The following is a 19306-nucleotide window of genomic DNA, read 5'->3' on the forward strand; positions in this document are numbered from 1 at the left end:
TTTGCCGCTAATGAAATCGTAAAGCTCGAAACAGAGTTAATTGGGGACAGTGTGAGTCACGGGATAATTGGAGATGCGATAAACGCTGCCTTAAATGCTAAAAATAATGCAAAGGGCAGTGGGACGGCAAGTTTTACCGAAAATATCTATAAAGGGCTATCTAATTTAAAGAAAAGAGTAACGGACATCATAGATTCAGCAGGCCAACAGAAACTGATTGTCCAGTCAAAAGTCTTCTGTAATTTCCTGCAGACCATGGAAGCCTCCTATCTGAACTGGCGAACCAATGAACCCGAACGTGAAAAATTAATCAATATCCTGGATTCATTATGTGATAGTAATGGTAAGCTCAATGAATCCAGTGGGTTTAAGTTACTGGAAGATGAATTCAAAGTAGTAAAGAATTTCATAGTTAATTATAAGATGGTTGACAGCCTGATAAATTTCACTTCCGCCGGAGTGCCCGAGGATGTTCTGAAAAATTTACAGGTCAACTATCCCAACTGGGCAAAGAGTTCTTCCATGAAAAATCAGCTGCTGGAAAAGATAAGGACAGCTTCATATGGTGATTTAGGTTTAAAATTAACTGAAAACATTAATGAAATCAAAAATAATCTAATCAGCTTGATTAATGGCTATCCGACAAATGATCTGGATGTTATTCCAAATAGACCCGGGGTTTATACGGTTGGCGATACCATCGCGAATTTTAAGTCAATTCCTGTGTATGGAACCAAACTAGCTGCATTCACAATGATCGAAGAACCAACCATCTTTGATACGCCACCACGGGGTGCCATCGGATCCTTTGAATGGAAAACGGTGGAATCGATTGTCGATGCCATTGGCATAACCGGGTCGGATACCATGTTGGAGTACCTAAATCGTCAATTTACCTATCTAGCCGAGAATGGCATAGATTCCGGCCAGGCGAACAACAATGGTCTCGAAAACCTAGGAAAGGTCCTAAATGAATTGCACGAAAGAATCAAAACCTATGCGGCCAGGGGAAGTAATGGATCCAGTAATGCCGGCTCAGATAAAATGATAGCCAATGGGCTTATAAAGTGGTATAACGCGATTGTAGAGTCCACCGCAGGTTATATAAAAAAGAGCCTTCAATTAAGCATAAACGATAATAATGGCAATTCTTCCAAGTGGGATTATCCGGTTGGATGGGAAAATGAAAGTCTCTTGAGGAATATAGAGATGAATAATAACGGGACCATAGCCTTTGCATCGGTAAGTAATTTGGCGAATACCACTGCCAATAGGATACTTAATCTGAAGGATCACTATGGCACCGGCAACAACAACATCATATCTGGCAGCATAATCACCAATCTAAAGAGCTATCAGACGTCTTTTTTGAATCTTTTAAATCAGTACACCGAGATGGCCGAAAGCAAAAAGCAAAACTACGACTCTACGGTTATTAGGTACTATATATCAGTATTAAAAGAAGAAATAAAGAAATTCATAGACTTCACCATAACTACCGATTCCAATGGGCAAGAAACTATAACCTACTCAAAAGGAAATAATTTGCCTATTGAAATGAAGGATATGTATGTGGACTATGTTAGCCAACTTACCGAAATAGATAAAATTTTCACCTCAAAGATGGAGGTTAGTCAATCTGAGTTATTCTATAATTGGTTCACAAGGTTGGAACTCCTCTATCCGGATTGGAGGGTCAATTCAAAGAGCCGGGAAATAGTTTTAAATCAACTCGATCTATTTGCTAATACGAAGGTGGCATTTACCCTGCCGCGAACCATTGCTGACAGTAAGCTTGATGTTGCCAAAGAAGACATTCTGCTGAAGGATGGCACAAATGTCGTTAATTTATCAAGTAAACTTGCCGATATCAATGCTAATATTGTAAATGTTTATGCAGACATAGAGAAAGTATTTTTTGAAGACACATTGGATACCAGCGATCTAGCTGGGATTATAACGAATTTAGGCGATATAATAACAAGTATTGGTAACGCTAAAGATAAAGCAACATCAACAGCATATGGCTATCTCAATGAAGTTATAACCTTAGGTGAATTTAGATCCATCGATGATCAGAATGCCTGTAAGACAATGATTGATGAGATGTCCAGTGCTATCAGTAGTACAATGTTGCTCATGAAGGTAATAAAGAATTATGCATCTAATTCTAATTTATCATCTAATTTGAATGACTCCGACAAGGAAGATCTATGTACAATGCTTGGTGTTCCATTCATAAAGGACGCTCCTTTGGATAACATCCGAAGTATCATATTAGATAATCTTTCAAAATTTGCTACTGACAATGCAGCCTTTGTTAAAGCCATTACTCCAGTTAGGAATGCAATTTTGTCACAAAAGAGTTTATGTACCGGTGGTACATTGCAAATGATGTTGTCCAGAGGTGGCAACTATTTTTCAAAAGACCTGATTGAGCATATAAAAGGCACTCCTAATGATGGATTAAGCATCAAGAGTTACATTGGACAGTATAACACAAAGACTGATGAGGCGAATGTTGACCCTGACAAAAAGGCATTGTCACTTTCTGCTGTATATGGAGTGACCGGTGATATAAATTCGGATCAGGTAGCCGTAATAAACCTTATGGAAAATATGCGTGCAGCTGTCTATAAACAATATAACGATGTTATTGCCAAAAGACCGAAACTGCTAGCAACACAAATTTCCGGTGATGCAGCCAAATTGGATACCAGGACATTGGCCAGTAGCCCAGAGTTGTTTAATTTGTATTATGAAGCGATGCTGGAATTTGAAAGAAATTCGTCTATAGTTGTCCTAAATTTTATAAAAAAGAAAGCATCCGTACTTGGATTAGACAGCACCTACAGTAATATATTGGACAAAATTATAAAAGGTACATACGCCACTGGCAGTAATAAGATTTCAACATTGAGCGAACTTTTTTCATATAAAGGCGCTGATGTTGAATTGAATGATATTATTAAGTGCCTTAATGGTTTGGCTGGTAAAACAATAAATTTAGGTAAAGACACAAAAGATCCATTCCTGGATGTAATAACCAAATATAAAGAATTATTCGTCGATAAAGGTTCAATAATGAACAATGTTGAAACCTATATGGTTCAACACGCTTCATGGGAATTTTTCACGAAAGAGATAGATAGGTTATTTTCTAAGTATAAAAATTGGAGAATTGATCAGGATGATGAAGATAAACTGCGTTCAGAATTAACTGTTATGCAAAATGCGGTCTATTACCATAAGATTAAGGGTGATACATGGGAAGTGCCATCTAAGCCTATAGCTTCATTAAACAATATGGATTATGAATGTGATAATAACGCGTTTGTAACTAGATCCGCATCTTCGATCAGGGTGGAAGGTATATCTCCATTTGGTGATATGCCAGCCACCGGTGAAGATGGGGCCGAAGCCGGAGGTGAAAAAGGTATAACAATGGCCGAGCATATAGAAAATCTTCTATCTGAAATCCGGGATTACAATGCGAATAGTGATCCAAAGACCGTATATGATATAAGGAAGGGTGAGCTGGACTCGGTCATTAAGGCAATTTTGGGTGGTGATGGAACCAATAGTAGTGCTGTCTTAGATACCAATAAGACAAATTTACTCATAGGTAATGGCTTGATTAAAGCAGACAATAGCATGTTACTGTTAATAAAACAACTGGAAGATTTGGTTTCCGTTTGGAATGTAAGGGATACGACCGTTAATAAGCAGGCTATTGTTGAACTCAATAAAAACAAAAGTCCGGATGAGCCGGGTAAGCGCATAGTTACGGATACGGTGCTGGCATTGATCGATGATCTAAAGATGAGCTATACACACGGCGAAGCTTATAATTTCTGCTCCGTATTTAATGATAGGCTCAGCATGGCAGAATATATATTTTCTATCATGGATGGGCAGGTATTGGATTTAACCTGGCACAATAGAGATACATCGAAAAGTGACATGATGCTATTAAAAACCACTGGCGTTTACACGTTTAAAGACGCCCAGAATAACATTTATGCATGCTCAATGTATAATGGAGAAACGAAGGTGATAGAGCTTGCTTCTTTAGAAAACCCAGACCCTAGTGTTATAGCAGCCTATGTTAGTAATTTGACCAAGACGTCGTTTTATGATGCAGAAAACCTCCAGGGTATATTTTTTAAGATTGATGCAGGTGGTAATATAACAAACACAAGATTGGCCATCACCGTTGGTGGGGAAACCTACACATCTACCCATGTTGGGCTGGTGGATTCCCGTGGCGATTCATTAACCACCGATGATGAGGGATTTTTCATAAATAAAGATGGTGAACGGATTGTTATGGATAACCAGTCAGTTAATGCCAGTGACGTGGCATACAAGATAGATATGGCATCGGGGAAAATTATTGCCGTTGAATATGATGCACAGTCCGAGTCATCAAAAATTGGCTCCTATAAGGTGATAGAATCCTATGGCCCTAGATTCAATTACGTAGCAAAAGAGTTCTCTCCATCGGCGCGATATTTGGTAGAAGAGAGTGTGCGGCAGTCATTCCTAAGCGAAATCATGACAATTGGCTCAGAATTGGAACAAAGACTCAATATTTGGAAGGCCGGTATTAGTTCCATTGATGCTGAGTATACATCATCGGCATTGAGTGCTGTAAGTGAATTTACCGCAATGTTTTCGAGGCTAAGCGATAGATTAGCAACCCATGATGTCAGGATGTACAACGAAAAATTGAATTTTGGCGATGAGGAGGTCATGATTTCCAACGTAAATATGGCTTTAAAAAACCTCAGTGGCGGTAGTGATCTGCAGAATTTCGCTGGGCTTGCTGAGAAAGCTAGGCAGTTATATGATGCAGCCCATAATCTTGCTAAAGCCAATGCCAATGGTATGATAAATGAGATAAAGACACTCGGTCCAATTTATGAGACGGCAAAAAGAGAGTATGAAAATGCCAAGAAAAATACTTCATCTGGCTATGGAAATTATGAATTGTACGTGGAGTCACTGAAAAAATTATTAGATGAAGCCGAAATAGATCTGAAGTACAATATGTCAGTCCAGCTGGAAAAGGCCGAAAAAGGTGAATTGGTGTCTTCCTATGTGTTTTCCAGCGAAAAATATAAGGCTGCCAAGGAAGTCCTTTCCATTGTAAAGTCCGTGGATAAAGTAACCAGTGAACTTGATGGTTGCATAGAATCGATGGCTCAAAGAAAAGATTTTCTGTCACTGCTGGATGTAATAGAAAATGGAACATCGGAGTATTCCCAGGAGGCGATACTGCCATTTACAAAGGCTTGGATTATTGAAAAGTCATCTAAAATGAGGACCTACCAGGGGTGGCGTGGCGATTCCATGGACGCTTCGCTGTATAAATCTGCCCTAGCAACTATCAGAGAGGCTACATATTTTGCTAATTCTGAAGAGATCAAATTAATTTCAACCGAATCGCTAAATGAGTACTTGGTGGCCATGGATTCTGCCCTGGATGATTACGTCAAAGAAATGAAAGACTATGAGCTATATGATGGGTTGCTCAATAATGTGTACGGCTTAGATGTATATAACAATGGTAGGGTTCGTGAAATAGTTGGCATTGGAATAAATACAATTATAGCAAACAATGTCGATTGGGTGTTTTCCCAGGCTGGCAAAGAAGCATTTTTGAAAGAACTGGCAGACTATAGCAAATCGTTGGACCTGATCATAGAATCCTATGATACCGGTGGCATGCTAAATGGTAAGATGAATGCCGCGGTATTGAATAAAATAAAGGCACTGCGTAAGTATATAGGAACAGAAGGATCTAACACAAAGAATGACTATATTGGCAGCGTTAATTTGTTCGAGGCCTATGATAGTAGTAACTATTCGAAGCTTCAACAGATGTATAAAAGACAGGCAACCACGATAAAGAAAATAGTTAGTGATTATAAGGCTAATAAAATTTCCCTTGAGGATTATATGGCAAAAATCGATGAATTACCTTTGGAAGGTGGCCCGTTGGATGATTATGTGACCTCGCTAAAAGAGTTTCTTCAATACTCAAAAGCTTTGCAAGATTATCAGGTTTCTCTGCTACAGTTACAACCCAAATATTATGTTTACGACAAAAAGCAATCATCCTGGATTACATTGGATGAAAGCGGCATGAACGAGAAACAGATAAAGGATGCTGGTGGTAAATTTATTAGATTGGTCAAAGGCTACGATGGAGGTGGCAACCCGATCTATCTTGAAAATTATAGTCTAACAGATAGCATCACCAAACCTGTATTTGTAAGTGCCACTGCCATATGGCATGGAGATTACGAGAGCTATGGTGTTGTAATACAATTACTGGCTACATTGTACGAAAAATTTACAACCCAAAAGCAATTACTTGCTGACATCATAAAACAGGTAGAGGAAAATAATGAAAAAATCAAAGAGGCGAATATGATACTGCAAGATATAAATAAAGTCCAGGCATCAGCCGCTAAGGCCGGCGAGGATGCAAAGGTAGCCATACCGGCAAACGTGGTGTTGTATTTTGGTAAAAATAAAATTAAGGCACCGACGAACCTGTTTTCCAATGACGAAGAACTGGAGAGGTATGATAATTCCAGTTTCAATAAAAGGATGGAATATTTGTCATCCAGTGGTACAGATGCATCGCTCTTTTTATCCTACATAACCCAGGGACAATTGAAGGTGAAGGATGGCATGAGCCTGATGTTAAGCGATTTGACATCCACCGATTTGCTAGAATTGGGGACTATGAAGGAAATGTATGACAAGGTCAGTGGCATCGATAATAAATTCGGAGATGTGGCCAAGTCAATTCAGTCTAAGAATTCTGGCAGAAATATCGCCATATTTGCAGCCTTTGCCGCGCCATTTGCGTTACCATTTTTATTGGCTGGACCTCTTGGGATGGCAATTCTTGGTGGTGCGATTCTTGGCCCAGCACTTGGTCTATCCATGACAGGTAATCCGGAGAAACTATCCGGTGCAAAGTATTTAACTGCTGGGACAGGAGACAAGTTATTGAAAGCCTATTGGCGGATAAGGACCGAGCTGGAAGGTAGCTCAACATTACCCAAGGGAGTGATGGATAATTATCTCCAGGGAATGTTTAATGTCATGAACGAGGATGTCCGGGGCTATGCCTTTCCGTCAAATGATATAACGCCGAATAGAACGAAGAACGATAGTGCAACCGGAGATAATATCAATGGATTTGAAACGGACAGCTATCCTCCTATTACCAATGACTGGGGAGGCACAGGTCATTATAGCTACGTATCAACCGATACAGCCAGAGCAGGTGGACTTAGCGACGATGAATATAAAAATAACCAAGACGCTGCTAAGATGATAGAAGCCATGGAATTGCTAACTCACCAAAAGTTTTTTCACGGCGATGCTGGCGCTCATAAGGAAAATTTCACTGCACCGGACTATGACTATAATGCGTTTATCATGATGTATAAGTTGGAAGCCATGGTGGATATGTTTGGCGTAGAAGCAACTAATATTGCTGTTAAATATTTAATAGGAGAAAAAAATCGTGCCCAGACAGTCCTGGCCTTGGATTCTTTGGCCGATGCATCACGGGATACTGGTAGTGGCGATGGGAAAAAGCCCCGGGTATACACCCAGGAAGAAATAACGAAACTGAAGGCTTATATAGATGGAACGAAATTGTTTTCTTCGGATGATACGGCACCAATTGAACAGAGAATGCCATTGACACATTTCTGGACCCACAGCGATATTGAAACAAAAGATAATGAGATAAAAAACATACTGAATAAGTGTTATGGCTCTGGAAAGTCTGGCCTTGGAGCAGATGAGGTATCTCTGTGGAGCGAAAGCCTTCGAATATATATAGATAAGCTGAATTCGAACGGAGCAATCATTTCAACTAACATGCAACGTACCATGCAGATATGTAATGAGACCACGTCTATCGCTACCCAGATGCTCAAGAATAACGGTGATACGCTGAGACAGATATATTCGAATATTAGGTAATATTTTTACAAATGGATGGTGATGGTAAATTAAAGATTGATAAATCTTTTGATGAGTTGTTAACTAAGTACTTCTCTGACAAAGATCCGAACGTGGCATTGTATGAAAAGATTCCAGGTATCTCTGATATAAATCTGGAGGCAGCCTATGGCATTGGCTATGATTTATTTCAAAAGAAAAAATACGACAAGGCTCATAGCATTTTTTACTTTTTGTGCATACTTAATCATTTCCAAAAGAAATACTGGAAGGCACTGGCCTTGACCTGCTATATGATGAGGAAATATGAAGAGTCCAGAATGATGTACTTCACAGCGTTCATGCTAGATCCAACGGATATAGAGTTGGTTTCTGCCATGGCTGATTGTTCGGTTGCACTGGGAGATGCGGATAATGCCAAAACTTTTTTTGAAATAACCTGCGAGATGGGAGAAAATTACGGTAAAAATAAACGCCTATGCAAACGAGCTAAAACCATCCTGGACGTGATAAATGATCTGGCTAATAACGATCCAAACACTGGAAAGTCCTAGGTGTTAAAATTGGTCAATGATTGCCTTTTATGTCATTTTTAATATAATTATAACCAGTGCTATGTGATGTATGGGAGATTCTGTTGATATCAATGTTCGTTCGCTGACAGACATATTGTTGTCCGACGAAAAAAAGCGGCTTAGTAATCCTAAAGAAGCAATTACATTGTCGGATATTGTATCAGCAAGGCTGGAGAAAAATATGTTCGCCAGCACGATGATGTATACTCCCCATGACCACATAAATGAAGTATATCAACCAACTAAATTAGATATCTCAAAAATCGGCACAATAAGCAATGCGGTGGCCATGCTAATCCTCTCGGCCGTCAGTGCCCAGTTGATGCTGGAGACCCAGATGCAGGGTGTGGAAACCACAATGAATCAGCGTATTTCATCCAGTAATACGACGATGAAACAGATAAAGAATAAAATAAAACAGGCAAGGATAAAGACACCGTTTCAGAGGTTTATGAAGTGGCTTAATGGTACGGCCTTCATGAAGTTTATGCAGACGGAAGCCGGTAAGATAATTATGTTTGCCTTTAGTGTGGTAGCTACGATTGCAGCGGCGGTTGTTACCGTAGTTACCGGTGGAGCAGCTGCTCCGGCCCTAATCATTATGGCTGCTGCATTGGCGATGCAAATAACGGAGTTTGCCGCGGATAAAAGCATGGGTGAATTGATTACCAGCGGTATGAATGATGATAATAAGGCTAAGCTTGCACTTCAAATGGCAATAGACATTGGGTTGATGATTGGTATGAGTGTGGCTTCGGCAAATGCTGCCAAAGTTGGAAATGCCGCTGTAAAGGTTGGAACAGCGACGGTTAAAGTGGCTGCAAATATTTCTAGTGGTGTATCTAAATTAGCATCAGTTGCTAATGCCATATCAAGGATAGGCGGTAGTCTTGCAAGGTCTATAGATATTGTTCAAAAGATCCAGAGGGCCTTTTCATCCGTTATGCAAATTTACGGTGCTTTGTATCAACTTGCAGCGGGGATGGAACAGGCATCACTTACTAAAAACGCCATGGAAATTGATGCGATAAAAACTAGGTCTGATTCCTATGATAAATTCATGAATACTATCCAGGAAGGTCAGATGGCAGACATACAATCGTTGGTTAATCTTGTAAAGGACGCTTTTGCCAGAGCTGCCCAGGCAATCCAGGAAAGCGGCGAGGCCGAAAAAGCCATTGCAAGAAATATCAATGTCTAGAAGATCTCTATTTACCTATACAAAATTGGCCAAACAATTCGTCTAGCATGCTTTCATTGTCGTACTTGCCAATTATCTCACCAAGTGTTTCAAGGCTAGATCTAAGGTCACTGGCTGCCAGCTCGAGATCATTTCCTTTGGCAAGTCTTTCGAGAGTGAAGCCGATATAATCTTTGGCTTTGGTTAAAATTTGCGCATGTCTAGAGTTTACAATGAATTCATCTTCCGATGGCATCAGATTTTTTTCAATGATGATTCTGGCCATGGCTGCTTTTAAATTGTCTATGCCATAACCAGTTTTTGCAGAAACAACTACCATTTCAGCACTGGGTGGAGTTTTTATTTCCTGGCCATCCCCAAGATCGATTTTATTCAATACCAGCAGAGATGGTTTTTCGGCCAATAATTGCTTAAATTCTGTTAAATCATAATTTTTTGTAGCCGCATCGAGCACAAGAAGCATCAGATCACAGCTGGATGCAATTTCGAAGGTTTTGGCTATGCCTATTTTTTCTGGGATCGATTCCGGTGATCTTATTCCAGCCGTATCGGAAATTTTTACCATGTCTGGACCTAACCTTATGGTTTCAGAAATAAAGTCCCTGGTGGTTCCAGGTTCGGAACTGACTATGGCTCGATCAGTATTTAGTAGAGCGTTCATCAGGCTGCTTTTGCCCACATTTGGCCTGCCAACCAGTACCACATTTATACCATTCTCCAGGGAATTTTTATAAAAATTAGTATTGATTAGTCTCTGCAGGTCTTGGAATGTTTTCAGTGCAATTTGGTGTATATTTTGGTCAAATCCTGTTTCCTCATCAGGAAAATCTATGTGAGCTTCTATGGCTGCGAGAATTTTGATAATGGTCGAACTTAGGTCGGAGATTTTATTTCCAAGAGTCCCACCGAGCTGTCGTTGGGCTATTGCCAGGGCTCTTTCGCTTTTGGCATGAATGACATCCAGGACGGCTTCTGCCTGGCATAGGTCCAGCTTTCGATGCAGAAACGCGCGTCGAGTGAATTCACCTGGCTTCGCAATCCGACAGCCAATATGGCACAGAGTATCAGTTATCTTCGCCACAATAATAGGGTTTCCATGGCAATCTATTTCCAGACTATCTTCGCCGGTATAGGAATGAGATGCGTCGAAAAACAGGAATATGACCTGATCAACAACCTCGCCATTTGACGTTACAAAATTATCTAAATAGGCGTACCGTGGCTCTATTTCGTTTTTAGAAAATACAGCTGCTAGGATTGTACGACAGAGAGGGCCGCTGGCTCTTATTTTGGCTATAGCAGAGTACCCAATCGGCGTGGCCAGAGCTACAACTGTGTCATCCATAACCTATAACGGAACCAATAGTATCTAGATGAACTAATTATGTCCCGGTCCAAAGCTGCGAATGGGCGTATTTTTTGGGACAAAAGCATTTTTCAACCTAAAAATAATCCGCGCCTTCTCCAGATCATGGGGACACATCTCCATACGAACCTTATCCCCTATGGTGAGCTTGATGAAATTTTTCCTAAGTTTACCTGATATATGGGCTAGAACCACATGGTTATTTTCCAACTCTACCTTAAACATCGTCCCTGGAAGGACAGCTATTACTTTACCAACAACTTCTATACACTCATTCGCCATACATCAATAAACAATGGAAACATATAATATTGTCTTAAATTTATTATATAAATGTCAATGATATTCTATCATCGGATTTGTGATTTGGCAATATTATACACGAAATATCGCTCCAAAACTTTTGCCCATCATGGACGAGGTGCCGATGACTGTAACTGCCAAGAATGTCATGGCCCAGACGCCGAGCGCACAGGCTAAAAATGGGCCGTCAGATAGCATATGCATCAGCTCGTAAATTGCCTTTGTAATAGGATAATATTGCTGTTTTTGAGCCAGAACTATGGAGTCTGACACCTCAAGCATTGCCTGGGAGAATACCAGTAGTCCGCCGGATATTAAGTTGGCAGTGATTAGCGGAAGTGTAATCTTCAGTGACGTCTTAAAGGGATGACAACCGAGGCACTGAGCGGCTTCTTCATAGGTTATGCTTGTCTGTTGTAACCCAGCCATGGCCGAGCGAACGGCAAAGGGAATTTTTCTGACAATATAGGCTATGATCAGCAAAGCGGTCGGATTCTCTATGGGGTTGAGAATTTCAAAGGTACGACCGGTCTGGGTCATGGCCAGATAGCCAAAAGCCATTACCAGTCCGGGTACTGCCAAGGGCATCATCGATAGGGTATCTAGGATGTGACGGCCGGGAAACTTTGTTCTAACCACAACAAAAGCTATCGCAGTACCAAGTAGTATTGCACCGACCGTTGCCATACTGGAATATATAAGGCTGTTTTTTATAGATGGTACGGTCAATGGATGGCTCAGTGCGCGTTTGTAGTTATCTATAACAAATATGTCTGGTAATATGGAATTGTACCAATCCGCTGAGAACGACTTTATGATCACTGCCAGGTGCGGTAACAGTGCGGCCATTATGACCACCAGAAATGACCCAGTGCATAGCAATTGTCTGGGCACTGATATGTTCCTTGGGCCGGATAGGTGGGTTGACTTAGCCATCATGGAAAAGGTTTGTCTACCAAGTAATCCTTTCCCAAGAATATAGAACAACACCGAGAAGCCAAGCATGACCGAGACCAGTGCAAATGGAAGTGGATTGTTTCCTATGTCTTTCAGCCCAAAATAGATTTGTACAGGTGTTACTCGGTTATAGTCAAACATGAGCGGTACACCAAGTTCGGTAAAGGCCCAGATGAAGATCAGGGTACATCCGGCAAATATCCCAGGTCTGAGTAATGGAAATGTTATTTTGAAGAATCTTTTCAATCCGCGACAGCCGAGATTGCCAGCGGCTTCGTCTAGGGATGGGTCTATGTTTGCCAGGGCTGCAACCAAACTTAGATACAATATAGGGTATAGGCTTAGCGCGTTCATCAATGCTATGCCCAGGAACTTGTGTGAGCCTAACCAATCTATGTAATTACCTGGTTCGATCATGCCGAGTTTCAATAGGATGGCGTTTAAAACACCGTAGGTGCTGAATATTTGTTGTATTCCTATTGCGCCGACAAATGGCGGTAACATGATCGGTAGCAATATGGCAGATGTTAGGGTTTTTTTGAATGGAAACTTATACCTGTCGGTAAAATAGGCCAGAGGCATGGCTATCAATAGGGACAGTAACGTGGACAGCAGTCCAAGGGCTGTAGAATTTAAGAGGCCATCGATAAATACTCGGTTATGAAATATTATCTCAAAGAAACCTAGTGTAAACCGACCATCGATATTAAAAAATCCACCCTGGACGATTTCCCATATGGGCCAAATGAAAAAGCATCCTAAAAAACTTGCTGTGAGTGCAAAAACACAAAACGCTAAAAACCTTGGCATGTGTCTGGATAATTTGAATGATTTTGGCAAAATGTCCAATAATAAAATTTGGCAAAATTATGATATAAAAAAGGCTTGCCAAAACGCAGTAATTGATCTAGTTTGCACCTATATTATTAAAGTAAATGGCAAGGGTTTGTTTTATTACAGGAAAAAAACCAATTAGAGGCAGTCGTATACGTCGCCGTGGTCAAACTAAGAAAAGTGGTGGCATCGGTACCCATGTGGTTAAAAAGACAAAACGGTTGTTCAGGCCTAATTTGCAGAAAGTTAGGATTGTTTTACCGAGCCGAGAAGTTAAGCGTGTTCTTGTGTCCGTCAAAGCAATAAAAGCAGGTAAAATTATAAAGGCGATATAACATGTTAAAATACAGGTAGTTGGCATTTTTTGGTGCCATAGCTGGAGTCGGAGTTGGTGTATTTGCTGGAGTCATGAGAATTTTAGATTATCATTGTAGCCATGGAGCCTTTCGCGAGTTATTCGTATTTCGATGATTTTGATGACGAAATTGATGCCGTTGAATGGTCAGAGATGGAGTGGCGGAAGTATTTGGCGAAGATCGATGTCGACGTGTCTTTGTTTTTAAAATTATTTGTTGAAACTAGGAATATTATAAACCACATGGAGATAATAGCTTCTCACATGGGATGGATTAAGCAATCCGGTAGTTTTTTAGGTTCATTGTCACAGATCGGCGAAAAGGATCCATATACAATTCATAGGCAACCAGTTGCGATCGTTACCCGGGCGTTGTATTGTTTTTTGGCTAAAAATTGGGAACTGTTCATGAATGAGCATAAATCTCCGGATCCGCAATTGTGCTGGGTTTATGCCAGAATATTGAATACCGGTGAACGGGATGCCATATTTGCATTGGCCTGCATGGATGCCGGTGATGATAATTTAGCCCTATGTCATTTCAAGTCAGCCTTGAAATCAATAAATTATACGATGGACATCATTCAAAAGCTTAAGGCTATCAGGATGAAGTGTAGTATTTTGTTGGATGATGCATTGATTGCCTGCTTCGATCTCCGGGAAGTGTGGCTGAAAGTCATGGATTCATGTAGAGATGGATTTGATGACGATGATGAAGAAGAATGATCTATGCCAGCGTTTCCATTGTTAGTAGTAGATGATGAAAAATATACCCGTGATGCCCTGGCAAAATTGCTTGAAGGAAAGTATGATGTTTTCATGGCCAGTGGCATTGATGAGGCCATAGCCTGTCTGAAAAATCACAAATTTTGTGCTGTTTTAACCGACCTGAGGATCGGAACAGCCTCGGGTATGAGTGTGGTTGAGCACTGTGTGTTGCGTGGCATTCCATCCATAGTCATGACGGCCTACGGCGATGTGGAAACCGCTGTTTCTGCTATGAAAAACGGTGCTTTCGATTTCATTACCAAGCCAATAGATTTGCCTAAATTGGATATTTTACTGAAGCAGGCTATTAAATATCAGACAAATAAAACAGTGGTCGCAAAGCGTGGCCATGAAGCACAGAATATAATCTGCGACGAGAGCTCACCGTTCATGGATATCATTCTGAAAGCCAAGAAGATAGCAAGCAGTAGAGTGAATGTGCTTATCACCGGGGAGACCGGTACCGGCAAAGAGATAATTGCAGGGATCATACATTTTTCAGGTAATAGAAAGGACAGCCCTTTTGTTCCGGTTCATTGTGTCTCATTGTCGAGTTCATTGCTGGAAAGCGAGTTGTTTGGCCATGAAAAAGGTGCTTTTACCGGAGCCACAGCCAGACATATCGGCAGATTTGAAAAGGCGAACGGCGGTACGTTGTTTCTGGATGAGATCGGAGAAATTGACCTGCAGACCCAGATTAAACTGCTGCGCTTTTTAGAAACAAGATCGTTTGAACGGGTTGGAGGAAGTGATCAAGTGTCTGTCGATGTAAGGGTTATCTGTGCAACAAACCGAAATCTGCAGGCCATGGTTTCCGATGGAAAATTTAGAGAAGATCTATACTATAGGCTGAATGTGGTGGAGCTTAAACTGCCGCCATTGCGCGAGCGAAGGATGGACATACCAAGACTGGTTGAGCATTATGTCGGTCTATTCGCCAGAGAAAACGATATGAAGGTTTCGATTTCCCAGGAGGCGATGGAGCTATTTGTTGGGTATCAGTGGCCAGGCAATGTGCGAGAATTGAAAAATGTCTGCGAAAGCACGGTGGCTCTACTGCCAGAGAATCGTAACACCATAGCAATATGTGATTTAGATTCAAGGTGTTATTGATTTTTTACTGGATCAATTTTTCTTATTGACAAAATATTTTTTCAAAAATATGCATTATTCTGTTGTGAGTTTATGCTGTCAGTTTTTGGATGAGGACAAAGGGTACTAAGATAATTATTGTATGTAGTGGTAATACCTGTCGTAGTCCAATGGCTGAGGCATTGCTAGCAAAAGCTCTAAAGCAGGAATCCTGTGCATTAGAAGTTGTTGGCGCTGGGTTGTTTAGTTCTGGTCAAGGTGCCGATGAAAAGGCTATTTTAGCCATGGAAAAAATAGGAATTGACCTGCATGGATATAAAAGTAAAAAGCTCACACAAGATGCTGTTAATGAAGCAGCTATGGTTCTTTGTATGACAAAAGAGCAGTTGGATAGCTTTAGGAAGTTATTCGATAATGTGCCAGGACATTGTTATCTGTTGAGAGAATTTCTTGGCAGTGAGGACAGGGATATTAAGGATCCATTTGGTTGTGATTTAGAGACTTATATCAATGTAAGAAATTCAATCTCTGAAGCTATTCCATCGATAGTGAATTTTTTGAAAGAGGAATTAAATGATAATTAGTTTAGGATTAGATCAGCACGCAGTTCATCTAAAAGGTGTTATCGTAAAGTATATTGAAGGTTATGGTTTTGAAGTATTAGACAGATGTGTTGGCGACGATACGCAAGTTGATTACACTGATATCGCCAGGAAAGTTGCCAAAGATATCAGGACAATGCAGGCAAACTTTGGAGTGCTTATGTGCTATACCGGAAACGGTATGGCAATTGCAGCCAATAAGTTCCAGGGTATACGTGCGGCTCTTGTGCATACCAGCGAAAACACGATGCTGGCAAGGGCACATATCGATGCAAATGTGATGTGTGTTGGTTCGGCCTATATAACTTCGGAAAAGTTGCGCGAATTGATTGATATATTTTTTAGAACAGAGTTTTCAAGTAGTGAACATGAGCGTGAATTGAGCAAGATCGTCCAGATTGAGTTCGGGCAGTTTATGACAAAATTATAGCTCGAATTTATCTAGGCTGAGTTCTATAAGTGGTTATGCTTTAATGATTATCGGTGGTCTGCAGCGGTTTTCAACAATAGATTTTCCCGGTAAATTGGCAGCGGTTGTGTTCACCAAGGGATGCAATTTAAGGTGTCCGTTTTGCCATAACCCGGAGCTTGTCAGTGGAAAATCCCCTGCCGGTGATCTGGAGATAGGTGAAGTTTTTAACTTCCTACGAAGACGGGTTGGTCAGCTGGATGGCGTAGTTGTATCTGGTGGAGAGCCGACTTTGCATGACGATTTGGCCGACTTTGTTTTTGAGATAAAGACCATTGGTTTCGATGTAAAACTTGATACGAATGGAACCAGGCCCGATGTTATTAACTCTTTACTAGATAAAGAGTTACTGACGTATATTGCCATGGATATGAAGCATGTATATACCAAGTATGCCACCGCCTGTGGAACCCTGGATTGCGATGTCGATGATATAAAAAAAAGTGCATCTCTTCTGATTTGCAGTGGCATTGACCATGAGTTCAGGACCACCATGGTACCTGGAATTCATACCCTCTCAGATGTTCCGGAGATTGCGGCTCAACTAATTGGCGCTAAGCGATTTGCAGTACAGGAATTTATTCCAAAAAAAACTTTATCTCTGGGTGATTCATGTGAAAACACGTTTTCCCGAGAGGATTTGGAACCACTGCGCCCGATGGTCGAAGAATATGTCGATGAATTTGTAATAAGATATTGAGTTACTGAACTACTTCTTGAATATTTAGTTGTGGGTCATTAGCCTAGGTTATGGAACATTATTCTTATTCGCCTTATATTTCGGAAAGGGAACTGGATGTATTGCAGATGGCGGCGAACCAGTCCCGGGGAGTGGTGTTGGATGCGGTTGCCGCAGCCAGCTCGGGCCACCTCGGAATGCCATTGGGAGCCGCTGAGATAGGGGCAGCTTTGTTTGGTAAGTTGCTCAGATTTAACCCACTTGAGCCAAGATGGATCAATCGCGACAGGTTCATTTTGTCCGCCGGCCATGGGAGCCTATTTCTGTATTTCTGGCTGCATTTATCTGGTTTTGGAATCAGCATGGGCGACATCAAAAAATTCAGAAAGGTCGGCAGTTTGACTCCAGGTCATCCGGAGTTTGGCCTTACTCCCGGAGTTGAATGCACAACCGGACCATTGGGCCAGGGTATTGCCAACGCGGTTGGGTTTGCCATGTCATCGAAAATGTTGGCTAGCAGATTCAGTGACAAGCTCTTCGATAGCAAAGTTGTGTGTTTATGTGGAGATGGCTGTCTCCAGGAAGGTGTTTCCCATGAGGCCTGTTCACTGGCTGGTCACCTGGGCCTGAATAACCTGATACTGATCTATGATAGCAACGGTACTACGATAGATGGTTCGCTGGGTGTTTCCCAGTCAGACGATGTGGTGCTGCGATTCGAGGCCCTTGGATTCGATGTCCAGAAAATCGATGGCAATGATATCAATCAAATTATCCTGGCCTATGAAAGAGCAAAAGACAATGCATCGGATCGTCCCCGATTGATAATTGCCAAAACAATTATCGGCAAAGGGGTTAAGGAAATAGAAAATCTGAACATAGCCCATGGAGAGTTTGGGGCCAGGTATGTTAAAGATGCGAAAAAAGACCTTGGGCTTGGGTCTGACGAGTTCTGGTTGTCCGAAGAAGTTCGTGGTTTTTTCAAAAATCGTACGGTTAGCTTGGCGGCGAGTTATGATTCGTGGCTCGAAGAATACAACCATTGGCGAGCAAAAAATCCGGCCCTGGCGGAGGAATTGGAGGCAATGATTTCTGGACAAGGAATTTCTCCGACGGAATTGTTTTCCGCTGTACCAGAATTTTCCACAGACAGAATTGCCACCAGAGATGCTAGTTGTGTTGTAATTCAACAGCTTGCGCAGTTGGATCGGTCTTTCCTGGCCGGCAGCGCGGATCTATTTTCTTCCTGTAAAAACAAGATCGCAGATGCCGAGGCGTTTTCGAGCACAAGTTACTCTGGTAGAAATATTTATTTCGGGATTCGGGAGCATGCCATGGGGGCTATAATGAACGGCATTGCCTATGATGGAATTTTCAGGCCAAGTGGGTCAACTTTTCTGGTTTTTTCGGATTATATGCGTCCGTCGATTCGGTTGGCTGCCATGGCCGGGCTACCGGTACTGTATATTTTTACCCACGACTCGATCCAGGTTGGCGAGGATGGTCCGACTCACCAACCGGTGGAATCGATTACGGCGTTGAGGTGTATAAAAAATCTTGATGTGATCAGGCCAGCGGATGCGGAAGAAACCGTTGGTGCCTGGGCTGCGGCAATCAACAGAAAGATTGGCCCAACGGCTTTAATCCTTACACGTCAATGTGTTAATGTGCTTAGCTCATTGTCCTTGCGGCAAAGAAGGGTTGATCTAATCAACGGCGGATACATAGCAAAAAAAGAAATTTCTGCTCTCAGATTGATCTTTATTGCCACTGGGAGCGAACTGAAGTTGGCTTTGGACGCGGCTGAAGAAATAGGTGATTTTGTAAGGGTTGTGTCGATGCCCTGTTGCGAGGCATTTGATAGACAAAGTGATGAATATAAGGAACTTATACTGCCAAACTGCGAACACATGATCGCCCTGGAGGCAGGTATATCTTTGAATTGGTATAGATATATAGGCCGGAACGGAAAAATCGTTTCTGTGGATGAGTATGGTTTTAGCGCTGGAGCAGAAGAACTTACAGAGCATTTTGGACTCACAGTAACCAAGATAGTGGCCTTGGCGAATAAATTGCTAAATTTGTAAGTGACTTTTACTTGCGGACA

The 19306-nt window shown here is 41.4% G+C and carries 12 protein-coding genes and 1 pseudogene (1 of these 13 cut by a window edge); 10 read left to right on the forward strand and 3 right to left on the reverse strand.

The features are described 5' to 3' along the window. The 3 genes from LBB20_00530 to LBB20_00540 all read left to right on the forward strand — a co-directional run. Nucleotides 1-8019 carry the final stretch of a hypothetical protein gene (locus LBB20_00530; protein ID MDR2735318.1) on the forward strand. Its footprint begins 20334 nt before the window's first position, so the window shows 8019 of its 28353 coding nt (coding positions 20335-28353); its start codon lies beyond the left edge, outside the window; its stop codon occupies nt 8017-8019. Between the two features lie 11 nt (nt 8020-8030). Beyond that, a complete protein-coding gene (locus tag LBB20_00535) occupies nt 8031-8552 on the forward strand; it encodes a SycD/LcrH family type III secretion system chaperone (protein ID MDR2735319.1) in 522 nt (173 codons plus the stop codon). Between the two features lie 70 nt (nt 8553-8622). Continuing rightward, the gene (locus LBB20_00540; GenBank protein MDR2735320.1) at nt 8623-9774 is read left to right on the forward strand and encodes a hypothetical protein; all 1152 of its coding nucleotides are present in this window, start codon (nt 8623-8625) and stop codon (nt 9772-9774) included. 7 nt (nt 9775-9781) lie between these two features. On the opposite strand, the gene mnmE is transcribed toward LBB20_00540, so the two are convergent. The 3 genes and pseudogenes from mnmE to LBB20_00555 all read right to left on the reverse strand — a co-directional run bounded on the left by mnmE (nt 9782) and on the right by LBB20_00555 (nt 13210). After that, on the reverse strand, nt 9782-11119 hold the full coding sequence (gene mnmE / locus LBB20_00545; protein ID MDR2735321.1) for a tRNA uridine-5-carboxymethylaminomethyl(34) synthesis GTPase MnmE: 1338 nt from the start codon (nt 11117-11119) through the stop codon (nt 9782-9784). A 90-nt stretch (nt 11120-11209) separates the two neighbouring features. Further along, a pseudogene (infA, locus tag LBB20_00550) lies at nt 11210-11422 on the reverse strand (translation initiation factor IF-1). Between the two features lie 93 nt (nt 11423-11515). Then, nucleotides 11516-13210 carry an iron ABC transporter permease gene (locus LBB20_00555; GenBank protein ID MDR2735322.1) on the reverse strand — a complete coding sequence of 565 codons (1695 nt, stop codon included), beginning with the start codon at nt 13208-13210 and terminating at the stop codon, nt 11516-11518. 125 nt (nt 13211-13335) lie between these two features. Here LBB20_00555 and rpmB point away from each other — a divergent pair, with 125 nt between their 5' ends. The 7 genes from rpmB to tkt all read left to right on the forward strand — a co-directional run bounded on the left by rpmB (nt 13336) and on the right by tkt (nt 19286). Continuing rightward, the gene (rpmB, locus tag LBB20_00560; protein MDR2735323.1) at nt 13336-13569 is read left to right on the forward strand and encodes a 50S ribosomal protein L28; all 234 of its coding nucleotides are present in this window, start codon (nt 13336-13338) and stop codon (nt 13567-13569) included. A gap of 101 nt (nt 13570-13670) precedes the next feature. Continuing rightward, on the forward strand, nt 13671-14315 hold the full coding sequence (locus LBB20_00565; protein MDR2735324.1) for a hypothetical protein: 645 nt from the start codon (nt 13671-13673) through the stop codon (nt 14313-14315). 3 nt (nt 14316-14318) lie between these two features. Further along, entirely contained in the window at nt 14319-15470 is a 1152-nt protein-coding gene (locus LBB20_00570) for a sigma-54 dependent transcriptional regulator (GenBank protein ID MDR2735325.1), read from the forward strand. 89 nt (nt 15471-15559) lie between these two features. After that, on the forward strand, nt 15560-16033 hold the full coding sequence (locus tag LBB20_00575; protein ID MDR2735326.1) for a low molecular weight protein arginine phosphatase: 474 nt from the start codon (nt 15560-15562) through the stop codon (nt 16031-16033). Continuing rightward, nucleotides 16023-16481, forward strand: coding sequence for an RpiB/LacA/LacB family sugar-phosphate isomerase (locus LBB20_00580; protein MDR2735327.1), 459 nt, complete (start codon nt 16023-16025; stop codon nt 16479-16481). The genes LBB20_00575 and LBB20_00580 overlap by 11 nt, the downstream gene beginning before the upstream one ends. Before the next feature lie 43 nt (nt 16482-16524). Then, nucleotides 16525-17220, forward strand: coding sequence for an anaerobic ribonucleoside-triphosphate reductase activating protein (locus LBB20_00585; GenBank protein MDR2735328.1), 696 nt, complete (start codon nt 16525-16527; stop codon nt 17218-17220). A 50-nt stretch (nt 17221-17270) separates the two neighbouring features. Then, a complete protein-coding gene (gene tkt / locus LBB20_00590) occupies nt 17271-19286 on the forward strand; it encodes a transketolase (GenBank protein MDR2735329.1) in 2016 nt (671 codons plus the stop codon). Nucleotides 19287-19306: the final 20 nt, after the last annotated feature.

It is taken from the genome of Puniceicoccales bacterium (assembly GCA_031283585.1).
Taxonomy (GTDB): domain Bacteria; phylum Verrucomicrobiota; class Verrucomicrobiia; order Opitutales; family LL51; genus JAIRTH01.

What these genes read in the sequence shown, in the direction of transcription:
- LBB20_00535 (MDR2735319.1), top strand. Translation starts at nt 8,031, where the DNA reads ATGGATGGTGATGGTAAATTAAAGATTGATAAATCTTTTGATGAGTTG.
- LBB20_00540 (MDR2735320.1), top strand. Translation starts at nt 8,623, where the DNA reads ATGGGAGATTCTGTTGATATCAATGTTCGTTCGCTGACAGACATATTG.
- mnmE (MDR2735321.1), bottom strand. Translation starts at nt 11,119, where the DNA reads ATGGATGACACAGTTGTAGCTCTGGCCACGCCGATTGGGTACTCTGCT.
- LBB20_00555 (MDR2735322.1), bottom strand. Translation starts at nt 13,210, where the DNA reads ATGCCAAGGTTTTTAGCGTTTTGTGTTTTTGCACTCACAGCAAGTTTT.
- rpmB (MDR2735323.1), top strand. Translation starts at nt 13,336, where the DNA reads ATGGCAAGGGTTTGTTTTATTACAGGAAAAAAACCAATTAGAGGCAGT.
- LBB20_00565 (MDR2735324.1), top strand. Translation starts at nt 13,671, where the DNA reads ATGGAGCCTTTCGCGAGTTATTCGTATTTCGATGATTTTGATGACGAA.
- LBB20_00570 (MDR2735325.1), top strand. Translation starts at nt 14,319, where the DNA reads ATGCCAGCGTTTCCATTGTTAGTAGTAGATGATGAAAAATATACCCGT.
- LBB20_00575 (MDR2735326.1), top strand. Translation starts at nt 15,560, where the DNA reads ATGAGGACAAAGGGTACTAAGATAATTATTGTATGTAGTGGTAATACC.
- LBB20_00580 (MDR2735327.1), top strand. Translation starts at nt 16,023, where the DNA reads ATGATAATTAGTTTAGGATTAGATCAGCACGCAGTTCATCTAAAAGGT.
- LBB20_00585 (MDR2735328.1), top strand. Translation starts at nt 16,525, where the DNA reads ATGATTATCGGTGGTCTGCAGCGGTTTTCAACAATAGATTTTCCCGGT.
- tkt (MDR2735329.1), top strand. Translation starts at nt 17,271, where the DNA reads ATGGAACATTATTCTTATTCGCCTTATATTTCGGAAAGGGAACTGGAT.